The organism is Gaiella occulta (assembly GCF_003351045.1).
Lineage (GTDB): Bacteria > Actinomycetota > Thermoleophilia > Gaiellales > Gaiellaceae > Gaiella > Gaiella occulta.
Genome location: NZ_QQZY01000004.1, coordinates 249,699 through 270,649, shown reverse-complemented (window position 1 = coordinate 270,649; position 20,951 = coordinate 249,699). Strand labels below are relative to the sequence as shown.

Sequence of the window (20,951 nt, the reverse complement as noted above, 5' to 3'; positions counted from 1 at the left end):
GCGAGCGCATCGCCGACGTGACCCTGCGCACACCGCTCGTACGCCTGCAGGCGCCCGAGTCGCCCGCCGAGGTCTGGCTCAAGCTCGAGTGCCTGCAGGTCATCGGCTCGTTCAAGATCCGCGGCGCGGCCAACGCCATCCGCGGCGCGCCACCCGGGGCGATCGGCGGCGGGGTGCTGACGACGAGCGCCGGCAACATGGCCCAGGGCGTCGCCTGGATCGCACGCGAGGAGGGCGTGCCGGCGACGATCGTCGTGCCGGAGCACGCGCCGCAGACGAAGCTCGACGCGATCGGGCGTCTCGGCGGCTCGGTCGTCAAGGTGCCGTTCGAGCGCTGGTGGCGGGCGATGGAGGAAGGCTCGTACCCGGGTGCCGGCGGCTACTTCGTCCATCCCGTGATGGACGACGCGGTGATGGCGGGCAACGGCACGATCGCGCTCGAGCTGGTGGAGGACCTCGAGGGGATCGAAGCGGTGCTCGTGCCCTGGGGCGGCGGCGGGTTGACGACGGGGATCGCGAGCGCCCTGCACGAGCTCAGCCCCGCCACGCGCGTGCTCGCCTGCGAGCCCGAGACGGGTGCGCCGCTCGCCGCGTCGCTCGCGGCCGGTACCGCGACGTCCGTCGCCTACACGCCCTCGTTCGTCGACGGCGCCGGCGGCAAGGCCCTGCTGCCGGCGATGTGGGAGCGCGCGCGGCCGCTCCTTGCCGGCTCGGTCGTCGTGTCGCTCGACGAGGCCGCCGCGGCCGTGCGCCTGCTCGCCGAGCGCGCGCGGGTCGTGGCGGAAGGCGCCGGGGCGCTCGCCGTCGCGGCCGCGCTCTCGGGCCGGGCGGGCGAGGGCCGGATCGTGTGCGTCGTCTCCGGCGGCAACATCGACGCATCCCGCCTGGCCGCGATCCTCGAGGGCACGACGCCCTCCTAGCCCTCGCTCTCGCCGCCGTCGCGGCCACAGGGCAGCCGGGGGCGCGCGGCAGCCGCCCTCGCCGCAGCGCGCGCCCGTCCTCGCCATGAGCGCAGCGCGCATGCTCGTCGCGCACGGCCCTCCTGCGGCGAAGATACGAGCGTGCGCGTCATCTCCCGCACCGGGCTGCGCCGGCTCGTCGTCGCCGCGCAGGGATATGCGGCGCGCTCGCGGACGGGCACGGCCGGCGAGGTCGAGGCGGCGATCCGGCGCCTCGCCTGCGTACAGCTCGACTCGATCTCGGCCGTCGAGCGCAGCCACCGCATCGCGCTCGCCTCCCGCGTCGGCACCTACCGGGCGGGCACCGTCTCGCGCCTGCTCGCGCAGGGGCGCGTGTTCGAGTACTGGGCTCACGAGGCGTGCCTGCTGCCGATCGAGGACTGGCCGCTGTTCGCGACTCAGATGCGCACGGGCGGCAGGCGCTGGTACGGGAACGTGGGCGACACGCACCCGCACCTCGCCGAGGAGATCCTCGACGAGATCCGTCGCCGCGGCCCGCTCGGGTCGCGCCACTTCGAAGGATCGGCCGCGGGCGGTATGTGGAACTGGAAGCCGGCGAAGGCGATGCTCGAGCGGCTGTGGAACCACGGGGCGCTCGTGATCGCCGGGCGGCAGGGCTTCCAGCGCCTCTACGACCTGCCCGAGCGCGTGGTGCCGAAGGCGCTGCTGGACGCCACGCCGCCATCCGCGCACGACCGGTTGCGCGCGCTCGCGCTGCGCGCCGTACGCGCCCGCGGAGCGCTCACCGAGGCAGGCATCGTCGAGCATTGGCGGCTCAGGGGTGGCGTCGCCGGCGTCCGTCCCGCGGTCGACGGCCTCGTCGCGGACGGGTTGCTCGAGCGCGTGGCGGTCGACGACGGGGGCGCGGCGGTCGTCGTGCCCGCGGGAGCAGATCTCGACGCCGCAACGCCGTCGGCGGCGGTCCTGCTCTCCCCGTTCGACAACCTGCTGTGGGACCGGCCGTTCGCACGCCGCGTGTTCGGATTCGACCACCTGATCGAGGTCTACAAGCGCGAGCACGAGCGGCGCTACGGGTACTACGTGCTGCCGCTGCTGTGGCGCGACCGCATCGTCGGCCGCGCCGACCTCAAGGCGGAGCGCGGCGACGGCGTCCTCGTGCTGAAGGCGTTCCACCGCGAGCCCGGCGTGCGGGCATCCGCCGGCCTCGACGACGCGCTCGACCGCGCGCTCGACCGGCTCCGGCGTGCCTGCCGGCTCGAGGCTTTCGTACGGCGGTGAGCCCCGGTGCCGGAGGCCGCGAGGCCACCCGGCGTCAGAAGCTCGCGATCGGCAGCAAGCCCGCGACGGCGGCGGCCGGCCCCGCTACGACACCGTGACCGGCTCGTCGGCGAGTCGCATGCCGAGCCGCTCGAGAAGCTCCCTGTCGCGGTCGACCTCCGGGTTGCCGGTCGTGAGGAGCCTGTCGCCGATGAAGATCGAGCCGGCGCCGGCGAGGAAGCACAGGGCCTGCGCCTCGTCGCTGAGCGAGAGCCGGCCGGCGCTGAGCCTGACGATCGACGCCGGCATCAGGATCCGCGCGGTCGCGATCACGCGGACGAGCTCGAGCGGATCGATCGGGTCTGCCTCGGCGAGCGGCGTGCCGGCGACGCGCACGAGCATGTTGATGGGGACGCTCTCGGGATGCGGATCCTGCGCGGCAAGCTGACCGAGCAGGCCAAGACGATCGGATAGATCCTCGCCCATCCCTATGATGCCGCCGCAGCAGACGGTGATTCCAGCCCGGCGCACATGGCCGAGCGTCTCGAGCCTGTCGGCGTACGTGCGCGTCGTGATGATCGCTCCGTAGAACTCGGGCGACGTGTCGAGGTTGTGGTTGTAGGCCGTCAACCCCGCCTGGGCGAGCGCCTCCGCTTGCTCGGCCGTGAGCATGCCGAGCGTGCAGCAGGCCTCCAGGCCGAGGGCGCGGACGCCGCGCACCATCTCGAGCACGCGATCGAACTGTGCCCCGCGCGGCGCGCTGCGCCAGGCGGCGCCCATGCAGAAGCGCGTCGCTCCCTGGTCGCGCGCGCGGGCGGCGGCAACGAGCGTCTCCTCGACGCCGAGCAGCGGCTCCCGGCCGACGCCGGTCGTGTATCGCGCCGACTGCGGGCAGTAGGCGCAATCCTCGGGGCACCCTCCCGTCTTGACGCTGAGGAGCGCGCACCCCTGCACCTGCAACGGGTCGTGGTGCGCGCGATGGACGGACTGCGCGCGGAAGAGGAGCTCCGGCAACGGGAGCGCGTGGATCTCCTCGATCTCGCGGAGCGTCCAGTCGTGGCGGATCGACCCGGCTGCAGGCATCGGGGGAAGTGTGTCACGCATGCCGCGGGCGCGGGCGGGGACATAGGATCCAGGCCATGGAATTCGAGACGCGCGCGATCCACGCCGGCCAGGAGCCCGACCCGGCGACGGGCGCGGTGACGACGCCGATCTACCAGACCTCCACGTTCGCCCAGGAGGCGGTCGGCGTCCACAAGGGCTACGACTACGCGCGCGTCGCGAACCCGACGCGCACCGCCCTCGAGGAGTGCCTCGCCTCGCTCGAGGGCGCGGCGTTCGGCCACGCATTCGGATCGGGGCTCGGGGCGACGACAACGGTCATGCACCTCGTCGATCCGGGCGAGCGCGTGGTGTGCGTCAACGACGTCTACGGCGGCGTCTACCGCATGTTCTCGCAGGTGTACGAGCCGAAGGGCTACGCCTTCGACTACGTCACGCCGCACGAGTTGTCGACGAACCTCGCCGCGCACCTCGACGAGCGCACGCGCCTCGTCTGGGTCGAGTCGCCAACCAACCCGCTGCTGAACGTCGTCGACATCCGCGCCGCGGCCGACGCGGCGCATGCGGCGGGCGCGCTGCTCGTCGTCGACAACACGTTCGCCACGCCGTACCTGCAGCAGCCGCTCGAGCTCGGCGCGGACGTCGTCATCCACTCGACGACGAAGTACCTCGGCGGCCACTCCGACGTCGTCGGCGGCTTCACGGGCACCAACGACCCGACGATCTCCGAGCGCCTGCGCTTCCTGCAGAAGTCGCTCGGCGCCGTGCCGGGGCCGTTCGACGCCTGGCTCGTGCTGCGCGGCCTCAAGACCCTCGCCGTGCGCATGCGGCAGCACTGCGAGAACGCGCGCGCCGTCGTCGCCTTCCTGCAGGAGCACCCGCGCGTCGTCGACGTGCTCTATCCCGGGCTCCCGACGCACCCCGGGCACGAGATCGCCGCACGGCAGATGCGCGACTTCGGCGGCATGGTCTCGTTCCTCGTCGAGTCCGAGGAAGAGGCGGTGGATCTCGTCGCGCGGACGAAGGTGTGGACGCTCGCGGAGAGCCTCGGCGGCGTCGAGAGCCTGATCGAGCACCCCTTCCGCATGACGCACGCCGCGACGGCGAGCGGGCCGTTCGCGGCGCCGCGCAACCTCGTGCGGCTGTCGGTCGGGATCGAGTCGGCCGGCGATCTCGTCTCCGACCTCGAGCAGGCGCTCAGCTCCGCGCGGGTGGGCGGCATCGCCCCGTCCTGACCCACGTCGCCCGCCGTCCCCGGCGTGGGGTACGGTCAGGGACGATGACGATCGAGCCGATCGACCTGCTGCACGGCGGCGCGCGGCGCGTGATCGCGTCGTACCTCGTCGAGAGCGAGGACGGGCTCGCCCTCGTCGACTGCGGGCCGTCGAGCTGCCTGCAGGCGCTGAAGGACGGCCTCGCCGCCCGCGGCGTCGGCGTGGGCGACCTCCGCCACCTGCTGCTGACGCACATCCACCTCGATCACGCCGGCGCCGCGGGGCCGCTCGTGCGCGAGCACCCCGGGCTGCAGGTGCACGTGTCCGAGGTCGGCGCCCCGCATCTCGTCGACCCGAGCCGCCTCGAGGCGAGCGCCCGCCGGCTCTACGGCGAGGCGTTCGACGCGCTGTGGGGCGAGCTCTCCCCCGTGCCGGCCGAGAACGTCCACGCGGTCGCCGGGCGCGTGCTCGACCTCGACTGCTTCCCGAGCCCCGGCCACGCCCGGCACCACGTGTCGTACCTGCACCCGGACGGCACCCTGTTCACGGGCGACTCGGTCGGCGTGCGCATCTCTCCTGCCCGCTTCGTGCTCGCGCCGACGCCGCCGCCCGAGATCGACCTGGAGGCGTGGCGGCGCACCCTCGAGGAGACGGAGCGTCGCGGGCCGGCGCGGCTCGCGCTCACCCACTTCGGCGTCTTCGACGACGTGCAGGGCCATCTGGCGCGCTTCCGCGAGACGCTGCACGTCTGGGCCGAGCGCGTCGCCCACGGCATGGACGAGGCCACGTTCGTGGCCGCCGCGCGCGCCGACTGCGCCTCCTCCGACCCGGACGAGGTGGACGCGTACGACCGCTCGGCGCCGTACTGGCAGTGCTTCGCCGGACTGCAGCGGTACTGGTGCAAGAGGAGCGAGGCGGCGGCCTCGTAGGAGGCCCGGGAGGCAGGGCGGGAGGCGGCCCTTCACCGCCTTTCCTTCAGGCACGAAGGCGCGGACGCCCGCCGATCTTCTCGCAGAGGGCCGCGGTGAGCTCTCGCAACCCCCCGCGCTCCGGCTTCGAGGAGGGATACGTGACCGCCAACCGGCTGCCTCCCTACCGGGCCGGTGCCCAGCCGGTGACGAGCCAGCGGCGCCGCACGAAGCGCGCGCCCAGCAACGAAAGCCTCACCGCGATCAGCAGCGCGAGAGCCGCCCACACACCGCGCACGCCCCAGTCGCCCGCGAGCGTCGCGGCGAGCACGAGGGCACAGGCGACGAACAGCAACTCGAGGACGACGTTGACGAGGTTGCCGGCGATCACGATCCGAAGCGGCGTGCGCAGGTCGCAGACGCCGCGCAGGAAGCCCTGCCCGCCGATGGCGAGAAACGCCGGCGGCACCCCGAGCGACACGATGCGCAGGTAGAGCACCGCGTACTCGCCGGTCTGCCCCCTGCCGCCGACGAGCGCCACCACCGGGCCCGCGAGCGCGGCGAGAGCGACGCCGAGCGACAGCCACAGCGCCTGCGCGCCGGACGCCGGCAGCGCGAGCGGCACGATCTCGCCGTCGTAGCGGGAGCGCAGGCGCATCGGCGCGACGCCCTCTACGCGGTCGGGCGGCGCACGACGCGCGCTCCGCTCGACTGCGCGAGCGCCTTGATCACGATCTCGTCGAGGTTGACGTGCGGCGGGCGCGTGAGCGCGAAGAGGACGCAGTCGGCGACCTCGTCCGGGGTGATCGGGTCGACGCCCTCGTAGACGGCGTCGGCGGCCGCCCGGTCGCCGCGGAAGCGCACGAGCGAGAACTCCGTCTCGACGAGCCCGGCGTCGACGGTGGTGATGCGGATCGGGCGGCCGAGCAGGTCCTCGCGCAGCGCGTAGCTGAAGCCGCGCACGGCGAACTTCGACGCGATGTAGGAGGCGCCTCCCGGGTACGCCTGCCGGCCCGCGACGGAGCCCATGAACACGATGTGCCCGCCGTCGTGCAGGTGCGGCAGCACGAGCCGGGTGATGCGGAGCACGCCGTCGACGTTCGTGTGCAGCACGCGCGCCTCGTCGTCCTCGCTCGACTCGACGAACGGCGCGCGGCCGAGCGCGAGCCCGGCGTTGTTGAAGAGGATGTCGACGCCGCCGAGCTGCTCCACGGCCGCGTCGACGAACGCCCTCGAGCTCGCCTCGTCGGTGACGTCGAGCGGGAGCGCCAGGTCGGCCTCGACCTGCTCGACGCGCCGTGCTCCCCCCGCGACCCGCACGCCGGCCTGCCGCAGCTTGCGCACGGTGGCGGCGCCGATGCCCGACGAGGCGCCGGTGACGATCGCGGTCTTGCCGGCGAGGCTCACGGCGCCGGCCTCACCCCGGCTGCCCGTCGGCGATGTCGACCTTCTCGATCGTCACCGGCGTGGTCGGCCGGTCACGGCCGTCGCGGTCGACGCGGGAGATCCTGTCGGCGACCTCCTGGCCGGAGACGACCCGGCCGAACACCGTGTGCTTGCCGTCGAGCCACGGCGTCGCCTCGGCGGTGACGATGAAGAACTGCGAGCCGTTCGTGTTCGGGCCCGCGTTCGCCATCGCGAGCGCACCCCTGACCACCTTGTGCCGGTTGAGCTCGTCTTCGAACTGGTAGCCCGGGCCGCCGCCGCCGGTGCCGAGCGGGCAGCCGCCCTGGATCATGAAGTCGGGGATGACGCGGTGGAAGGCGAGCCCGTCGTAGAAGCCTTCGCCTGCGAGCTTCGTGAAGTTCTCGACCGTCTTCGGCGCGTCCTCCGGGAAGAGCTCGATCTCGATCGCGCCCTCGCTGGTGTGGAGCGTTGCATGTGTCATGCGCCCGACGCTAGCAGCCGCCCGGGTCGTTAACGGGCCGTCAACATCCGCCCGCGGGCCTCCTGCGTACACTTCGTGAATGACGCTCGCCGAGCCTCTCGCCGCATTGCCGCACGGCGCGGCCTCGCAGGAGCTCGCGCGCTCCTGGCGCCGCCTGACGCGCGCGGCCACGGTCGTCGCCGTGCTCACGGCTCCGGCGCTGTTCGTGTGGTTCACCCAGCAGAACGGCTGGGGCTGGTTGCCGTCCCTGCTGGCGACGGCGGCGATCGTCGTCGTCTTCCGCGGCTTCGCCGACCTGTTCTTCCGGCGGCTGATCCCGTGGCCGAGCCTGTTCGGCGTCGAGAGCCCGGAGCTGCGCGAGGAGGACGTCGTCGGCCGCCGTCGCGCCTGGTTCTGGCGCTTCTGGTTCAAGGTCGCGTTCCTCGTCGTGCTCGTCGTGACCGTGACGTGGATCTTCCGCGGGGGAACGTGGTGGGGCGCGGGAGGCGCCATCCTCGACGGGGCGGGGAAGATCCTCAGCTCGCCGACGCTGTGGGTGCAGGCCGTCTTCGTCTTCTTCCTCTTCTTCGCGAACTTCGCGATCCTGTTCGGCCCGCTGCTGCTGATGAACCTGTCGCAGATGCAGGCGTTCGAGCCGGGCGATGCCGAGTGGGGCGTCAAGCTCGAGGACGTCCGCGGCCAGGCGGAGGCGAAGGAGGAGGTGCGACGTGTCGTCGATATCTGGCAGTCGGGCGAGCAGTTCGAGCGAGCGGGCGGCAAGCGCGAGCGCGGGCTGCTGCTCTTCGGCGCTCCCGGCACCGGCAAGACGATGCTCGCGAAGGCGATCGCCACCGGGTTCAACTCGCCGTTCATCTCGATGCCCGGATCGGGCTTCGCCGCCACGTTCATCGGCATCGACGCGATCGTCGTACGCATCCTCGCCCGCCGCGCGAAGAAGCTCGCGCGCAAGTGGGGCGGCCAGTGCATCGTCTTCATCGACGAGATCGACGCCGTCGGCATGCGCCGCCAGTCACTCGGCAGCGGCGGCCGCTCGTTCGAGCCGCTCGCCTCCGCCGACATCGAGGAGTTCCTCTTCTTCGGCCCTCAGGGCGCCCGCGACCCGTCGGGCGACCTGGTCGTCGAGACGCGCGCGTGGCGCGACCGCCTGTTCGGGTCGCGCGCCCCGCAGCCGGTCGGCGTGTCCGGGTTCCAGACGCGACTGGCGAGCGTCTACAACTTCATGTTCCCCGGCGGCATGGGCATGGGCGGCGGCATGGCGCTGAACCAGCTGCTCGTCGTCATGGACGGGATCGACAACCCGCCGTTCCTGCGGCGCACGCTCACGAGCAAGATCAACACGCTGCTCGACGCCACCTTCGTCGTTCCGCGCCGGCTCGGCAGCGCACGGCTGAGGATCCCGGCGGCCCGCCCGCGCAACGACCAGATCTACTTCATCGGCGCCACCAACGTGCCGATCGACCGGCTCGACCCGGCGCTGATCCGGCCGGGCCGCATGGGTCGCCACGTGTGGTTCCGGACGCCGACGAAGGACGACCGGCTGGACATCCTCGACCTCTACATCGGCAAGGTGGCGCACGACGCGGAGCTCGACACGCCCAAGCGCCGCGACGAGATCGCCCGCATCATGAGCGGCTACTCCCCCGCGATGATCGAGCAGGCGACGTCGATGGCCCTGACGCTCGCCCACCACACGGGGCGCACGGCGTTCACCTGGGACGATCTCGTCGAAGCCGTCACGACGCTCGACGCGGGAACGGCGATCGGCTCCGAGTACATCCCGATGGAGCGCCGCGCCGTCGCGATCCACGAGGCGGGCCACGCCGTGGCCGGCCACGTCTACCTGACGAGCCGGGAGTCGACCCGCCTGACGATCAAGAAGCGCGGCGACCAGGGTGTCGGCGGCCACCACTGGATGATCGAGAAGGAGGAGCGGCTGTTCTCGTTCCAGCACGAGATGTTCCACGACATCGTCTGGGGCCTCGGGGCGATGGCCGCGGAGCGCGTGGTGTACGGCGAGAACTCGAACGGCGTCGGCGGAGACGTCGCCGGCGTGACCGCGCGGGCCGCCCTGATGGTGGGGCGCGCGGCGATGGGGCCGCTGCCCTTCCACGTCTCGCCCGCGAACGGCGAGACCGAGGAGGAGGCGCGCAAGCGTGCCCTCGACCGCTTCGAGCGGATCGGCCTCCAGATCATGTCCCGGTCGGGCAGCGGCGGCCCCTTCGACGCCGACCCGATCGCGGGCGTCCTCTCCGACGCGGCCAAGCGCGCGGTCGCCGCGCAGATCCTCGGCCAGGCGTACGTCACCGCCCACAACCTGGCGATCGCCAACCTCCCCGCGATCGAGAGGATCGCCGACGCGCTCGAGGACAAGCGCGAGATCATGGGCGACGAGCTGCTCGAGCTGCTCGAGTCATCCCGGATCACGATTCCCACGGTCGATCTCGGCGAGGAGTCCGCCTGGCCCCCGCTCGAGTTCTCGGCCGCGGTCGACCGCGGCTTCAAGCCGCCGCCGTCCGCCCCTCCGGAGATCGCCCGATGAGCGACGGCACGATTCCACCCGACGCGACACCCCCCTCCGGCTTCGTCGACGCGGAGCCTGCGCGGCCGGTCTCCCAGCCCGGTGGGCCGTCGCGCGCCGACCGTGCCCGCAAGGCCGCCTATCGCGCCCGCTTCGGGCTCGTCTACCTCGCGCTCGCGGTCGTCGCGGGCGTGGGGGTCGGCGCCCTCGTCGTCCTGTTGACGCGCCCCGACGCGGCGCCGGCCGCACGGTGGTCGGCGTGGGCGCCGGAGGGCAGCGACTCCGCGAAGGCGAAGCAGATCGCCGACCACGTGTCGAAGAGCTACCGACTGCCGGACGGTCAGCAGCTCACGACCGCGCTCGTCGGGCCGCCTCAGGTCAGCGCCGGCGCGAGCGGCAACGTACCGGTGCGCGCGATCGCGGTGCGCCCGGACACCTCGACCGGGAAGAAGGAAGAGAGCGACATCGCCGTCATCGACGCGCGCGACAGCCTCATGTTCATCCTCTGCGGCCTCGGCAACAACTGCTCGATCGCCGGCGGCAAGGCGTCGCAGGCGCGCCATGCGCTGCTGCGGCGCGAGGCGCTCGAGCTCGCCCTCTACACGTTCAAGTACGTGCACGGCGTCGACTCGGTGTCGGTGTTCCTGCCGCCGCGCCCCGACGGGGCGGCGGCGGCGACCTCGGTGTTCCTACGCAAGAGCGACGTCCGCGCCGAGCTGTCGAAGCCGCTCGCGAACACGATCGGCCCGCGCACGCCGACGGTGGGGAAGATGACGAAGCTCGAGCTGGCGACGGTGAACCGGCTCACGAGCCCGCGGCTGTACTCGTACCAGTACCAGCAGGCGCAGGACGGCAGCGCCGTGCTCGTGTACGACCCGATCATCCTGGGGACGTAGGCGCAGGGCGCCGGCCCGGCCCCGACAGGAGGCCCATGGATCCGCGACTGGCCGCCGCCAAGGAGCGGCTCGACCGGCTCGACTGGTGGCCGCGACCCGTGCGCGTCGACCACGTGCGCTTGCTGACGGTGCCGTGGCTGTTCCGGCTGCCGGGGCTGCGCCGCTTCGACGGCTACGCGTTGCACGGAACGATCCTGCTGCGCAGCCCGCAGGCGACCGAGGATCTCGTCACGCACGAGCTCTGCCACGTGTGGCAGATGCAGCACCGGCCGCTGCGGATGCCGCTCAGCTATCTGCGCAGCGGCTACGCCGCGAACGGCTACGAGCGGCAGGCGCGCGCGGCCGTCGAGGCTACGCGGCCCGGGTAGCGAGCGTGACGACGTTGCCGGAGGGGTCGGCGACGGTCACCTCGCTGCCGTCGGCGACCGGCTCGAGGCCGGCGGCGCGCAGGCGCTCGACGGCGGCGGCGAGCGCGCCGTGTTCGGGCAGCAGGATCGTGAAGCGGCGCAAGCCCCGGCAGCCCGGCGGCGGCGCGGGTGCGCCGGCGCCCGCCCACGTGTTGAGCCCGAGGTGGTGGTGGTAGCCGCCGGCGGAGACGAACAGGGCGCCCGGGTAGCCGCGTACCGTCACGTCGAACCCGAGCGCGCCGCAGTAGAACGCCTCGGCGGCGGCGAGGTCCGCCACCTGCAGGTGGACGTGGCCGACCGTCGTGCCGGGCGCGACGCGCTCGCCCGGGTCGGGCGCGGCGACCTCCGCGAGCACGCCGTGGAGGTCGAGCGCCGCGGTGCCCATGCGCAGGGCGCCGCCGTCGTAGCGCCATTCGGCGCGCGGCCGGTCGCGGTAGATCTCGATGCCGTTGCCCTCCGGATCGTCGAGGTAGAGCGCCTCCGACACGAGATGGTCGGAGGCTCCCGTGAACGACCACCCGGTCTGCGTGACGCGATGGATCGCGCGGGCCAGGTCGGCTCTCGTGGGGACGAGCAGGGCGAGGTGGAAGAGGCCGGTCGTCCGTGGCGGGCGGGGCGGCGCTGCCGGGTCGCCGACGAGCTCGACGAGCGCAAGCGCGCCGGCGCCGAGGGTGACGACGTCGCCCTCGCGTGCGATCACGCGCAGCCCGATCGCGGTCTCGTAGAAGGCCGTGAGCCGGTCGACGTCCCCCGCGACGAGCGAGACGGGGCCGAGCGTCGTCGCGGGGTCGATCGCAGCGCTGCCGCTCATGCCGGCTCCGTCACGCGCACCTCGTCGCCGACGCGCACGCTGCCGGGCTGCACGACCTCGCCCCGCACGCCGAAGGGCAGCGGCTCGTCGCTGGGGACGTGCGAGCGGTACGCGCGCAGGAGATGGAGGGTGTCGAGGCTCGGCACGCCCGTGTCGGGGTCGTGCGTGGTGACGGCGCAGCGGCCGACGAGCCCGTTGCAGCGCAGCGTCGCAGCGCCGACGCGCACCTCGCGCCCGACCCAGCCGTCTTCCTCGTGCGCGTCGGCGCCCTCGATCGTGAACAGCATGCGAAAGCGCCGTCCGTCGACCGCCTCCACCCCGGCTTCCCGCGCGAGACGCTCGAGGGACGCGGTCGAGACGAGCGAGACGGCGCCGGCGGCGGCCCGATCGGAGGCGGCTCCGGGCTCGTCGGCCCTGATCAGCCGCAGCGGCGTGCCGGCGAACGCCGACAGCGCCCGCGACCAGGGCCCTTCGACGACGTGACCCGCGACGGAGCGGCCGTAGAAGCCGGTCTCGACGGCGTCGCCGAGGGCGATCGCACCCGCCACCGTGGCGCCGTCCGGGAAGCGCAGCGCGAGCGAGGTGCCGTCGGCGTCCGCCTCGGCGGCGACCTGCACGAGCGTGCCGAACACCTTGCCGTTCGCGAGCCGGCCGTCTGCGCCGACGAGGTAGAAGCGGCGGTTCTGCCGCAGGCCGGTGTGCTCGAGCTCGATCTCGTCGGGGTGCGCGAGCGCGAGCCCCTTCACGGGCGCATAGGCGATCCGGGCGATCGTGGCAGCCATGGAGCAAGCCTAGTGCTCCGCTCCGGGTGCGGCACGCCCCGGCGCGCCGGCTGCTATCCCATCTCGAGCTCGACGGGCAGCCCGAGCCGGCCCATCGTGCGCAGGTGCAGGACGTGCGAGCGCAGCGCCGCCCGCAGGGACGGCTGGGCCGTGTAGCGGATGCCGTGGCGGTCGCAGTTGCGCCGCACGATGCGTGCGATCTGCGGATAGTGGGTGTGCGGCAGGCGCGGGAACAGGTGGTGCTCGATCTGGAAGTTGAGCCCGCCGAGCGCCCATGTCAGCACCCGGTTGCGCGGGCAGAAGTTCACGGTCGTCTCGACCTCGTGCACCGCCCACAGACGCTTCTCCCCGCGCAGCTCGGCGGCGGAGGCGAACGACGCCTCCTCGACACAGTGCGCGAGCTGGAACGTCGTCGCCATGATCAGGCTCGTCACCATCGTGAAGCCGGCGTAGGCGGCGAGCACCGCCCACCACGGGTAGACGAGCATCGGGATCACGAGCGCCCAGCCGACGAAGATCGCCTTGCCGACGACGACGCCGGCGAGGTTCCAGCCGCGCGGGAAGCGGAGGGCGCTCTCGCCGACCCGGCCGCGGGCGAACGCCGCGACGTCGCCGACCGTCTGCCAGCGCAGGCCCATGAGCAGGTACATGGGCCAGATGTAGAGGTGCTGGAAGCGGTACCAGGGGCGCGGCGCCTGCGTGGGCGAGAAGCGGGCGAGCGGCACCTGCGTGATGTCGTCGTCGAAGCCGTCCACGTTCGTGTACGTGTGGTGGGCGACGTTGTGCTTGACGCGCCACGCGTAGCTCGAGAACCCGAGCAGCGCGTCGGCCGACCAGCCGACCAGGTGGTTCCAGCGCCGCCGGCGGAAGTAGGCGCCGTGGTTCGCGTCGTGCTGCACGCAGAACGCCGTCAGCATCGCCCCCGTGGCGAGCCCGGCGAGGCAGAGGGCCGCGACCACGGCGCCCGGGCGCACGAACACCAGCAGCGCCCACGAGACCGCCGTGAGTCCGAGCGCGACCGGCGCCTTCGCGTACAGCTGCAGCGCGCCGCGCATGCGCGTCCGCCCGCGCGCGAGATAGGCCTCGACCTCCCGCCGTGTGTCGCGGATGAACGCTCCGCCGTTGTCGAACGCGACCTTCTCTGCGACCTTCTGCGCGGCTGCCGTCATGTCGAGCCTCCCTGATCCCGCGTGCGGATGGTGAAGGCGCGGGCGCCGTCGGTATCCGAGGTTGTGCGGTCCAGGGTAGCGGTGGCGCGCTCGGCCCGGCGTAACTCGCGCCGACGGCTTCGACGAGGCCCGCGCGGCGCTCGACGAGATCGCGCCCGTCCTTCTCGTCCCGGCCGTCACCCTGTCCGCGGATAGGCGCGTTTCCGCCCCGTCCCTCCTGAGCCGCCGCCTCGCTATCCTCGTCCGGCCGCCCCCATCGACTAGCGGCCTAGGTCACCACCCTTTCAAGGTGGCAGCACGGGTTCGAATCCCGTTGGGGGCACCAAGTAGACGTCATTCAAACCCAGGCCAGCGAGAGCTGGCCTGGGTTTGCTCATGTCCCAGAGGGCGTGGAGCTACTCGGGGATGCCCTGGAGCCAGTCACGGTTTCGGTGCCGTGCCTCGATCGTCGTCGGTTGCGGGCGATAGGAGGTTGTCACGAGATCCGGCGCAAGCAGGGCGCTGAAGACTGGAAGCGGCAGATGGCCGAGCCGTAGCGCTCGCACATCTCGACGCATGGGCATCCCGCCACCTCAGCCCTACGGCCCCGTCCCTCCTCGCGCAGTGGCTCATAAGGCATCCGCCAACGGCTTCCGCCCAGCGGCTGGAGGATGCCGGGATCCGCGACGGCGCTCGTGATCGGCCGTCGCGGGCGGCGTCCGGCGCTCGTGGCGGAGTGAGCGGCGGCAGGGGAACGCCTTGACAAAGAGCCCCCGCTCTCCGTTACTGAGTCCCCAGCTCGGACGTGGAGGGGAGCCTGCTGGATGAGGACGAGGGTGTGCACTGCCGCGGAGCTGCCTGCGTCGAAGACGCCGGCCGCCGGAAGCGCCCGCGGGCGCCGCTCCGTGGCCGGCCGCGGCCCACGGGCCGACATCGAGCCGGGACTCGACACGGGGGCGCGCACCGGTCGGCTCCTCGCCCCGGCGCACAGCACGACTCGCAGCTGGTCGCCGTCGTGAGCGTCGACGCGCCCGCGCTGTCCGGGAGAGACGCGGCGCGCGACGGCGCCTATGCAGCCCCCGCGACCGCCGAGCTACCGGGGCTGATCGTCCGGGTCGGTGTGTGGGTCGCCGCCGTCGGGTTCGCGGCTCAGGGCATCGCCGACATGGCGGGCTTCATCTGGTTCGACGGCACGGTCGGCCAGTTGAGCGCGGACGCGGAGCTCACGATCTGGAGCTGGGCGAGCTCGACAGCGACGGCGTGCGCCGCGCTTGCGGCCGGCCTCCTTGCGGTGGCGCACCGGGGGCGCAGGCTGACCTACCTGTTCCTGGCCGCCACGCTGGCGTTCTTCTCCGCCGACGACATGCTCCAGATACACGAGCGTCTGAAAGCCAATCTCGGTGGTGCCCACGAGACGACCAGGATCGTGTGGCCGGTCGTGTACCTCCCACTCCTCATCACCTCGTTCTTGCTTCTCTGGCGTTGCGCCGCGCATGCGTTCGGGCCGGCGCGTCGGAGCGTCCGCCTCGGCCTGCTCATGCTCGTCGCCGCGGTCGCGTGGGAAGCAGTCTCCTTCGGCATGGTGCAGATCGGGCTCGACCGTGGCACGTTCGCCTACGAGCTCGAGGTGGTCGTCGAGGAGGGGCTCGAGCTCGCGGGATGGATTCTCATCGCGTCGGGCCTGATGGCGGGACTCCTCGATCGCGCCACGCGCATGTCACGCTGAGCTTCGAGGAAGCGAGCTCACGCGACGCGGCCGTCGCGGTGCCGGGCAGACAGCGGATGCGCTCCGCCTGGCAGGCCTCGCGGGCATCGACCTCGGCCCGCCTCCGGTGCCGCCGCATGACGGTCGCTCCGGCGCCGGAGGTCGCCTGCAAATGCGGCAGAAGCTCGAACTGCCACGCGTGAGAGGGAAGATCGCGGTCGACCGGCGGGGACGCGCCCGAAGCGCGCGCCCCCGCCGATCGCTCTCTCCTTCGCTAGAAGGCGCTCGAGCTGCTGCTGCTGCTGTCGCCCTGCTCGGTGCCGGTCGCGCTGTCCTCGCTGTCGGCCGCGGCACTGTCGTTGCCCGTGCCGCCGTTCAGCTGGTCGCTGCCCGCGCCGCCGACGAGCTCATCGTCGCCCGCGCCGCCGTCCTCGATGTCGTCGCCGGCACCACCGTCCAGCTGGTCGTTGCCCACGCCGCCGACGAGCTGATCGTCGCCCGCGCCGCCGTCCTCGATGTCGTCGCCGGCACCACCGTCCAGCTGGTCGTTGCCCACGCCGCCGACGAGCTCATCGTTGCCCGCGCCGCCGTCCTCGGTGTCGTCGCCGGCACCGCCGTCCAGCTGGTCGTTGCCCGCGCCGCCGACGAGCTGATCGTTGCCCGCGCCGCCGGAGAGCGTGTCGTTCCCTCCGGCACCGACGAGCTTGTCGCTGCCCGCGCCGCCGACGAGCGTGTCGTTGCCCGCGCCGCCGATGATGGTGTCGTTGCCGCCCAGACCGCAGATCACATCGCTACCGCGCGTCCCCGTCAGCACGTCGTTGCCCGGGGTGCCCGTGATCGTGCACTTCGGCGTCGAACCCGCCGCGGCCGCCCCGCTCGTGACGACGAGCGCGGAAAGGGCGCCGAGCAGTGCACAGACTGCGATGACCCTTGCGAGACTGTTCCGTTCCATGAGAGCTCCTTCTCTTCGTGCTTCGATGTACGCGTACCATTCGGCAAGAGCCGTGGGAGCTCCGAAACATGCGGCACACGGCTCCGATTCACCCTTCCGGAGCCCTCGTTCACTCTTTCGGGTACGTGCTGGAGGAGGACGCCACCCTTCCGGCGCCCCCGCCGCCCGCGCCCTGCTCATCCGCCGGGCGGAGCGGAGACGCGCAGATCGGACGGGCCTGCTGCCGACCTCGCACTGCCCGGACGCGGCCGCTGCGGAACCGCTTCAATAGTGGGCCGGGCGGTTAGCTCAGCTGGTAGAGCACCTCGTTTACACCGAGGGGGTCGGCGGTTCGAGCCCGTCACCGCCCATGTTCGTCGGCGCAAGATCCGGGATCCCCGAGCGGGGACCCCGGATCGCGCGAACACCCCTGAAGCCGGGAACCTACGGTTCCCAGGGAACCTCCCTTCCCGTGGTGACGGCGATCGACCCCCGTCGACAAGCGGCCGCCCGCTCCCCGGCGCAGGCTCACGCATGGCGCACGTGTTTCGGCGCAAGATCCGGGATCCCCGAGCGGGGACCCCGGATCGCGCGAACACCCCTGAAGCCGGGAACCTACGGTTCCCAGGGAACCTCCCTTCCCGTGGTGACGGCGATCGACCCCCGTCGACAAGCGGCCGCCCGCTCCCCGGCGCAGGCTCACGCATGGCGCACGTGTTTCGGCGCAAGATCCGGGATCCCCGAGCGGGGACCCCGGATCGCGCGAACACCCCTGAAGCCGGGAACCTACGGTTCCCAGGGAACCTCCCTTCCCGTGGTGACGGCGATCGACCCCCGTCGACAAGCGGCCGCCCGCTCCCCGGCGCAGGCAGGACGCTCAGACGCGGGCGCGGACGGCGTGCCAGCCGTCGACGTTGTCGCACTTGACGACCCCCGCCGTGTCGTGCCGGTAGGTGTAGGCCGGGAGCCCGTTCACGGTCAGCTGCAGCTTCCCCGCCCGCCTGACCGCGCCGAACGTCGCCGTCACGCCGCTCACGTGCTTGGGGGGCACCGCCTTCACGAACACCGGCGGCCACGCCACGGCGCACGACCCGGTACAGCGGATCTTCCCGCCGGCCTTCTTCTCGGTGTCCCAGTAGTAGATCCCGAGCTTCCCGGGCGTCGCGATCACCTTGCCGAGATTCGGCGTCCCGATCACGATCACCGGCTTGCCGGCCGGCGCCGCGAGAGCGGACGGAACCATCGCGACGAGCACCATGGCTGCGAGCAGGGATCCACGTACGGCAGTCGTGTTCGGCACGGGCGACCTCCTCGTCCGGATGGGTGGCGGGACATACGTCCCGCCACCCACAGTGCCCGGCGCGACAGCCGCGCCGCAAGGCCTGCGACCCATCCGTAAGAGAACGTTCAGCACTCGTCTACGAGTGCCCGAACCTCACATCCGGCAGGATGCGGTCGAGCCAGCGCGGCAGGCCCCAGGCCCACGTCCCCAGCAGCCGCAGCGCCACCGGCACGAGCACGAGCCGGATCAGCAACGCGTCGAGGAGCACCGCCACACCCAGGATGACGCCCATCTCCTTCGGCGGCAGCGGCCCCGAGAGCGCGAAGGTGAGGAACACCGCCACCATCACGGCGGCGGCGGCGAAGATGACGCGGCCGGAATGCGCGAGCCCTCCCACCATCGCGTCGCGCGGATCGTGCGAGCGGTCGTAGTGCTCCTTCGCCGACGAGAGCAGGAACACCGTGTAGTCCATCGAGATCGCGAAGATCATGGCGAAGAAGAACACGGGCCCCCACGCGTCGATGAAGCCCTGCGACTCGAACCCGAGCAGCCCGGAGCCGTGCCCCCCCTGGAAGATGAGGCGGGCGACGCCGAAGGCGGCACCGGTCGCAAGCAGGTTCGTGACGACGCCGACGGCGGCGATCACGGGCGCCTGCAGCGCGAGGAGCAGCAGCAGGAAGCCGAGCACGAGCACGACGCCGATCACGAGCGGCGTCTTCGCCGCCAGCGTCTGCTCGAGGTCGTGATTCTCGGCAGTGGCGCCGCCGACGAGCACGCCGGCCGGCAGCACCTCGCGGAGCCGGTCGATGGTCGCGCCGACGCTCGGGCTCGACGGGTCGGAGGCGGGGATCGCCTGCACGAGCGCGAGACCGTCCGCGCCGGGCTGCGCCGGCATGACGCGGGCGATGCCGGGATCGGACGCGACGGCCGCGGACGCGCCGGCGATCGCCGCCGCCGGCCCGACGATCTGCAGCGCGCCCGGCGCCCCCTGGCCGAAGGCCGCCTGGACGAGCTCGTAGCCCTGGCGCGAGCCGTCGCTCGGCGGCACGACCTTGATCGACGGCATGCCCGTGCGCAACCCGAAGATCGGCAGCGCCAGCGCGATCAGCACCGCGAGGGCCGCCGAGCCGTAGAGCAGCGGGCGCCGCCACAGGCGCTCCGCCCAGGCGGCGAACGCCGGCGAGCGATGCTCGCCCGAGTGCACCCACCTGAGGGCGAGCTTGTCGACCCGCGGGCCGAGCCTGCCGAGCACCGCCGGCAGCAGGGTCAGCGTCGCCAGCAGCACGAAGAGCACGGACACCATGATCCCGAGCGCCATCGAGCGGAACGCCGGGCTCGGCACGAGCATCACCGCCGACAGCGAGATCAGCACCGTCAGCCCCGAGAAGAGCACGGCCTTGCCCGCCGTGTCCATCGTCGCCGCGACCGCCTCGCGCGCGGTCAGCTTCGAGCCGAAGAAGGCGCCGCGGAAACGGTGCACGACGAAGAGCGCGTAGTCGATCCCGAGCGCGAGCGCGAACATGAGCGCGAAGTTCATCGCCCAGATCGAGATGTCGAACACCCGGCTGCCGAGGTACAGCGTCCCGGCAGAGGCGACGAGGCCGAGGATCGTGAGCATCAACGGCAGGCCGGCGGCGACGAGCGAGCCGAAGGCGAGCAGCAGGATCACGAGCGTGACCGGCCAGGAGATGAGCTCGGACTTCATCATCGCGTTGCGGTTCGCCTCGTTGAAGTCCGACCACATGCCGGACGCTCCGGTGAGGCTGACCGCGACGCCGGCACCGGCGGCGGCCTTCAGCTTGCCCTTGAGCTCGTCGGCGGCGGCCACCATCTCCGTCGTCGACCCCTTCGCGCCGGCGCTCACGATCGCGGTATGGCGATCGCGGGAGATGGAGAAGCCCGGGCGCGGCGCGGCGATCGAGGAGACGCGCGCGTCCGCGCGCAGGATCGCCGTGACGCGGTCGACCGTCGCGGCGAACGCAGGATCGGCGACGGTCGCCGCCGGCGCGTGCAGCACGACCATCAGCGCGGCGCTCGACTGGCCGCCGAAGCTCCTGTCGATGAGCTCGCGTGCCTGCACCGACTGCGAGCCCGACGCCTCCCAGCCCGCGCCGGAGAGCGCGTGCTCGACCTTCGGCGCCAGCGCGCCGAGACCGGCGGCGATCACGACCCAGGCGATGAGGACGGTGCGGAAATGAGCGGCCGTCCACGAACCCAGCCGGCCGAGCGGCCCGACGGCGATCACCTCGGGCACCCCCGCTCGACGTGGAGCACGCGCTCGATCACGAATGAGGCCGGGCACTGCCCGACGGACACGTACAGCCACTGGCTCACCCCCACGAACGCGGCGAGCAGCAAGAACCACGGCGACACGAGCGCGGCCAGCGCCACGCTGAGCAGGGTCATCGTGCCGGCGAGCGCGAAGAGGACACGCTCGAGAGGCCAGGCGGAGGCCCTCATCGCCCCGCTCCTTCGAGGATCGCGTTCAGCTCCGCGACCTGGCGCTGCACGCTGCCGCAGACGGTCTCGCAGAGCTCGAATACGCCGGCGTCGACGACGCGGTAGAAGACCTGGTTGCCGGACTTCCGCCGTGCCACGATTCCCGCCTCGTGCAGGACGTGCAGGTGCTTGGAGACGTTCTGCTGCGATGCGCCCACCGCCTCGGTGAGCTCCTGCACGGTCGCCTCTCCCACCCGCAGGCTGTCGAGCAGCCGGATGCGCATCGGCTCGCCGATGACGCGGAAGCGCCGCGCGATCAGCTCCACGAGAGCGTCGGGCAGCGGGTGCGGAAGCGTCGTCGCGGACGCGCTCACGCCGCCACCTCGTCGCGAAGCGCGTCCAGGAAGCCGGCGACGACGACGGGCGGCACGGCGCCGACGAACTCCTTCACGACGGCACCGTCCGAGAACGCCTTCACTGCCGGGATGCCGCTGATCGCGAACCGGCGCGCGATGTCGGGATTGTCGTCGATGTTCACCTTCACGAGCTCGACGGCGCCGCCGCGCCGCTCGACCTCGCGCTCCAGCACGGGCGCGAGCATGTGGCACGGGCCGCACCACGGCGCCCAGAAATCGACGATCACGGGCACCTCGCGTGAGCGCTCGATCACATCGGTCTCGAAAGTCTCGCTAGAGACGTCCATCTCAACTCCTTCGGTCGAATCGGTTGCTCCAGTATACACAACTATTTGATTGTACAAGGTTTCTAGTTGTAGTTGGTACC

General features: G+C 72.3%; 21 protein-coding genes and 2 tRNA genes. 10 read left to right on the top strand and 13 right to left on the bottom strand.

The genetic code is table 11. The annotated features are described in order from the left end of the window. The first annotated feature begins 17 nt into the window (after window positions 1-17). On the top strand, window positions 18-920 hold the full coding sequence (locus Gocc_RS10285) for a threonine ammonia-lyase (RefSeq protein WP_220150567.1): 903 nt from the start codon (window positions 18-20) through the stop codon (window positions 918-920). Window positions 921-1,061: 141 nt separating this feature from the next. Further along, window positions 1,062-2,198 (top strand): winged helix-turn-helix domain-containing protein, encoded by a 1,137-nt coding sequence (locus Gocc_RS10280; RefSeq protein WP_114796463.1) that lies wholly within the window; start codon window positions 1,062-1,064, stop codon window positions 2,196-2,198. 84 nt (window positions 2,199-2,282) lie between these two features. On the opposite strand, the gene bioB is transcribed toward Gocc_RS10280, so the two are convergent. Continuing rightward, the gene (gene bioB, locus Gocc_RS10275) at window positions 2,283-3,281 is read right to left on the bottom strand and encodes a biotin synthase BioB (RefSeq protein WP_114796462.1); all 999 of its coding nucleotides are present in this window, start codon (window positions 3,279-3,281) and stop codon (window positions 2,283-2,285) included. 35 nt (window positions 3,282-3,316) lie between these two features. Here bioB and Gocc_RS10270 point away from each other — a divergent pair, with 35 nt between their 5' ends. Further along, window positions 3,317-4,474, top strand: coding sequence for a cystathionine gamma-synthase (locus tag Gocc_RS10270; protein ID WP_114796461.1), 1,158 nt, complete (start codon window positions 3,317-3,319; stop codon window positions 4,472-4,474). A 44-nt stretch (window positions 4,475-4,518) separates the two neighbouring features. Continuing rightward, window positions 4,519-5,382: an MBL fold metallo-hydrolase gene (locus Gocc_RS10265; protein WP_114796460.1), complete on the top strand. Its 864-nt coding sequence runs from the start codon at window positions 4,519-4,521 to the stop codon at window positions 5,380-5,382. Between the two features lie 163 nt (window positions 5,383-5,545). On the opposite strand, the gene Gocc_RS10260 is transcribed toward Gocc_RS10265, so the two are convergent. The 3 genes from Gocc_RS10260 to Gocc_RS10250 are packed head-to-tail and all read right to left on the bottom strand — an operon-like array spanning window position 5,546 to window position 7,249. Next, a complete protein-coding gene (locus Gocc_RS10260) occupies window positions 5,546-6,019 on the bottom strand; it encodes an MATE family efflux transporter (protein ID WP_114796459.1) in 474 nt (157 codons plus the stop codon). 14 nt (window positions 6,020-6,033) lie between these two features. Then, on the bottom strand, window positions 6,034-6,768 hold the full coding sequence (locus Gocc_RS10255) for an SDR family NAD(P)-dependent oxidoreductase (RefSeq protein ID WP_220150565.1): 735 nt from the start codon (window positions 6,766-6,768) through the stop codon (window positions 6,034-6,036). A gap of 10 nt (window positions 6,769-6,778) precedes the next feature. Beyond that, the gene (locus Gocc_RS10250) at window positions 6,779-7,249 is read right to left on the bottom strand and encodes a peptidylprolyl isomerase (protein ID WP_114796458.1); all 471 of its coding nucleotides are present in this window, start codon (window positions 7,247-7,249) and stop codon (window positions 6,779-6,781) included. A gap of 79 nt (window positions 7,250-7,328) precedes the next feature. Between Gocc_RS10250 and Gocc_RS10245 the strand changes: the two genes are divergently transcribed. The 3 genes from Gocc_RS10245 to Gocc_RS10235 are packed head-to-tail and all read left to right on the top strand — an operon-like array spanning window position 7,329 to window position 11,031. After that, complete coding sequence (locus Gocc_RS10245) at window positions 7,329-9,788, top strand: AAA family ATPase (RefSeq protein ID WP_114796457.1); 2,460 nt, start codon at window positions 7,329-7,331, stop codon at window positions 9,786-9,788. Further along, the gene (locus Gocc_RS10240; RefSeq protein WP_114796456.1) at window positions 9,785-10,663 is read left to right on the top strand and encodes a hypothetical protein; all 879 of its coding nucleotides are present in this window, start codon (window positions 9,785-9,787) and stop codon (window positions 10,661-10,663) included. The genes Gocc_RS10245 and Gocc_RS10240 overlap by 4 nt, the downstream gene beginning before the upstream one ends. Before the next feature lie 35 nt (window positions 10,664-10,698). After that, a complete protein-coding gene (locus Gocc_RS10235) occupies window positions 10,699-11,031 on the top strand; it encodes a hypothetical protein (protein ID WP_114796455.1) in 333 nt (110 codons plus the stop codon). On the opposite strand, the gene Gocc_RS10230 is transcribed toward Gocc_RS10235, so the two are convergent. The 3 genes from Gocc_RS10230 to Gocc_RS10220 are packed head-to-tail and all read right to left on the bottom strand — an operon-like array spanning window position 11,015 to window position 13,832. Continuing rightward, the gene (locus tag Gocc_RS10230; RefSeq protein WP_114796454.1) at window positions 11,015-11,881 is read right to left on the bottom strand and encodes a VOC family protein; all 867 of its coding nucleotides are present in this window, start codon (window positions 11,879-11,881) and stop codon (window positions 11,015-11,017) included. The genes Gocc_RS10235 and Gocc_RS10230 overlap by 17 nt on opposite strands. Further along, window positions 11,878-12,663 (bottom strand): MOSC domain-containing protein, encoded by a 786-nt coding sequence (locus Gocc_RS10225; RefSeq protein ID WP_114796453.1) that lies wholly within the window; start codon window positions 12,661-12,663, stop codon window positions 11,878-11,880. Before Gocc_RS10225 ends, Gocc_RS10230 begins: the two co-directional genes overlap by 4 nt. Before the next feature lie 53 nt (window positions 12,664-12,716). After that, window positions 12,717-13,832 (bottom strand): fatty acid desaturase family protein, encoded by a 1,116-nt coding sequence (locus tag Gocc_RS10220; RefSeq protein WP_114796452.1) that lies wholly within the window; start codon window positions 13,830-13,832, stop codon window positions 12,717-12,719. Between the two features lie 249 nt (window positions 13,833-14,081). On the opposite strand from Gocc_RS10220, the gene Gocc_RS10215 reads away from it, so the two are divergent. Together Gocc_RS10215 and Gocc_RS10205 are read left to right on the top strand one after the other, a co-directional pair. Next, window positions 14,082-14,157: transfer RNA gene (locus tag Gocc_RS10215), tRNA-Glu, on the top strand. A 669-nt stretch (window positions 14,158-14,826) separates the two neighbouring features. Further along, entirely contained in the window at window positions 14,827-15,537 is a 711-nt protein-coding gene (locus tag Gocc_RS10205) for a hypothetical protein (RefSeq protein WP_114796450.1), read from the top strand. A 253-nt stretch (window positions 15,538-15,790) separates the two neighbouring features. Here Gocc_RS10205 and Gocc_RS16945 read toward each other — a convergent pair whose 3' ends face one another. Then, window positions 15,791-16,468 (bottom strand): calcium-binding protein, encoded by a 678-nt coding sequence (locus Gocc_RS16945; protein WP_281268447.1) that lies wholly within the window; start codon window positions 16,466-16,468, stop codon window positions 15,791-15,793. Between the two features lie 277 nt (window positions 16,469-16,745). Here Gocc_RS16945 and Gocc_RS10195 point away from each other — a divergent pair. Then, window positions 16,746-16,818, top strand: a tRNA-Val gene (locus Gocc_RS10195). Window positions 16,819-17,324: 506 nt separating this feature from the next. Here Gocc_RS10195 and Gocc_RS10190 read toward each other — a convergent pair. The 5 genes from Gocc_RS10190 to Gocc_RS10170 form a co-directional block, all read right to left on the bottom strand. After that, complete coding sequence (locus Gocc_RS10190; protein ID WP_147281256.1) at window positions 17,325-17,747, bottom strand: COG4315 family predicted lipoprotein; 423 nt, start codon at window positions 17,745-17,747, stop codon at window positions 17,325-17,327. Window positions 17,748-17,865: 118 nt separating this feature from the next. Then, window positions 17,866-19,974, bottom strand: a complete 2,109-nt coding sequence (locus Gocc_RS10185; protein WP_114796499.1) for an MMPL family transporter — start codon at window positions 19,972-19,974, stop codon at window positions 17,866-17,868. Beyond that, window positions 19,971-20,189 (bottom strand): DUF2892 domain-containing protein, encoded by a 219-nt coding sequence (locus Gocc_RS10180; RefSeq protein WP_114796447.1) that lies wholly within the window; start codon window positions 20,187-20,189, stop codon window positions 19,971-19,973. Before Gocc_RS10180 ends, Gocc_RS10185 begins: the two co-directional genes overlap by 4 nt. Continuing rightward, window positions 20,186-20,542 (bottom strand): ArsR/SmtB family transcription factor, encoded by a 357-nt coding sequence (locus tag Gocc_RS10175; RefSeq protein WP_220150563.1) that lies wholly within the window; start codon window positions 20,540-20,542, stop codon window positions 20,186-20,188. Before Gocc_RS10175 ends, Gocc_RS10180 begins: the two co-directional genes overlap by 4 nt. After that, window positions 20,539-20,871 carry a thioredoxin family protein gene (locus Gocc_RS10170; protein ID WP_114796446.1) on the bottom strand — a complete coding sequence of 111 codons (333 nt, stop codon included), beginning with the start codon at window positions 20,869-20,871 and terminating at the stop codon, window positions 20,539-20,541. Before Gocc_RS10170 ends, Gocc_RS10175 begins: the two co-directional genes overlap by 4 nt. Window positions 20,872-20,951: the final 80 nt, after the last annotated feature.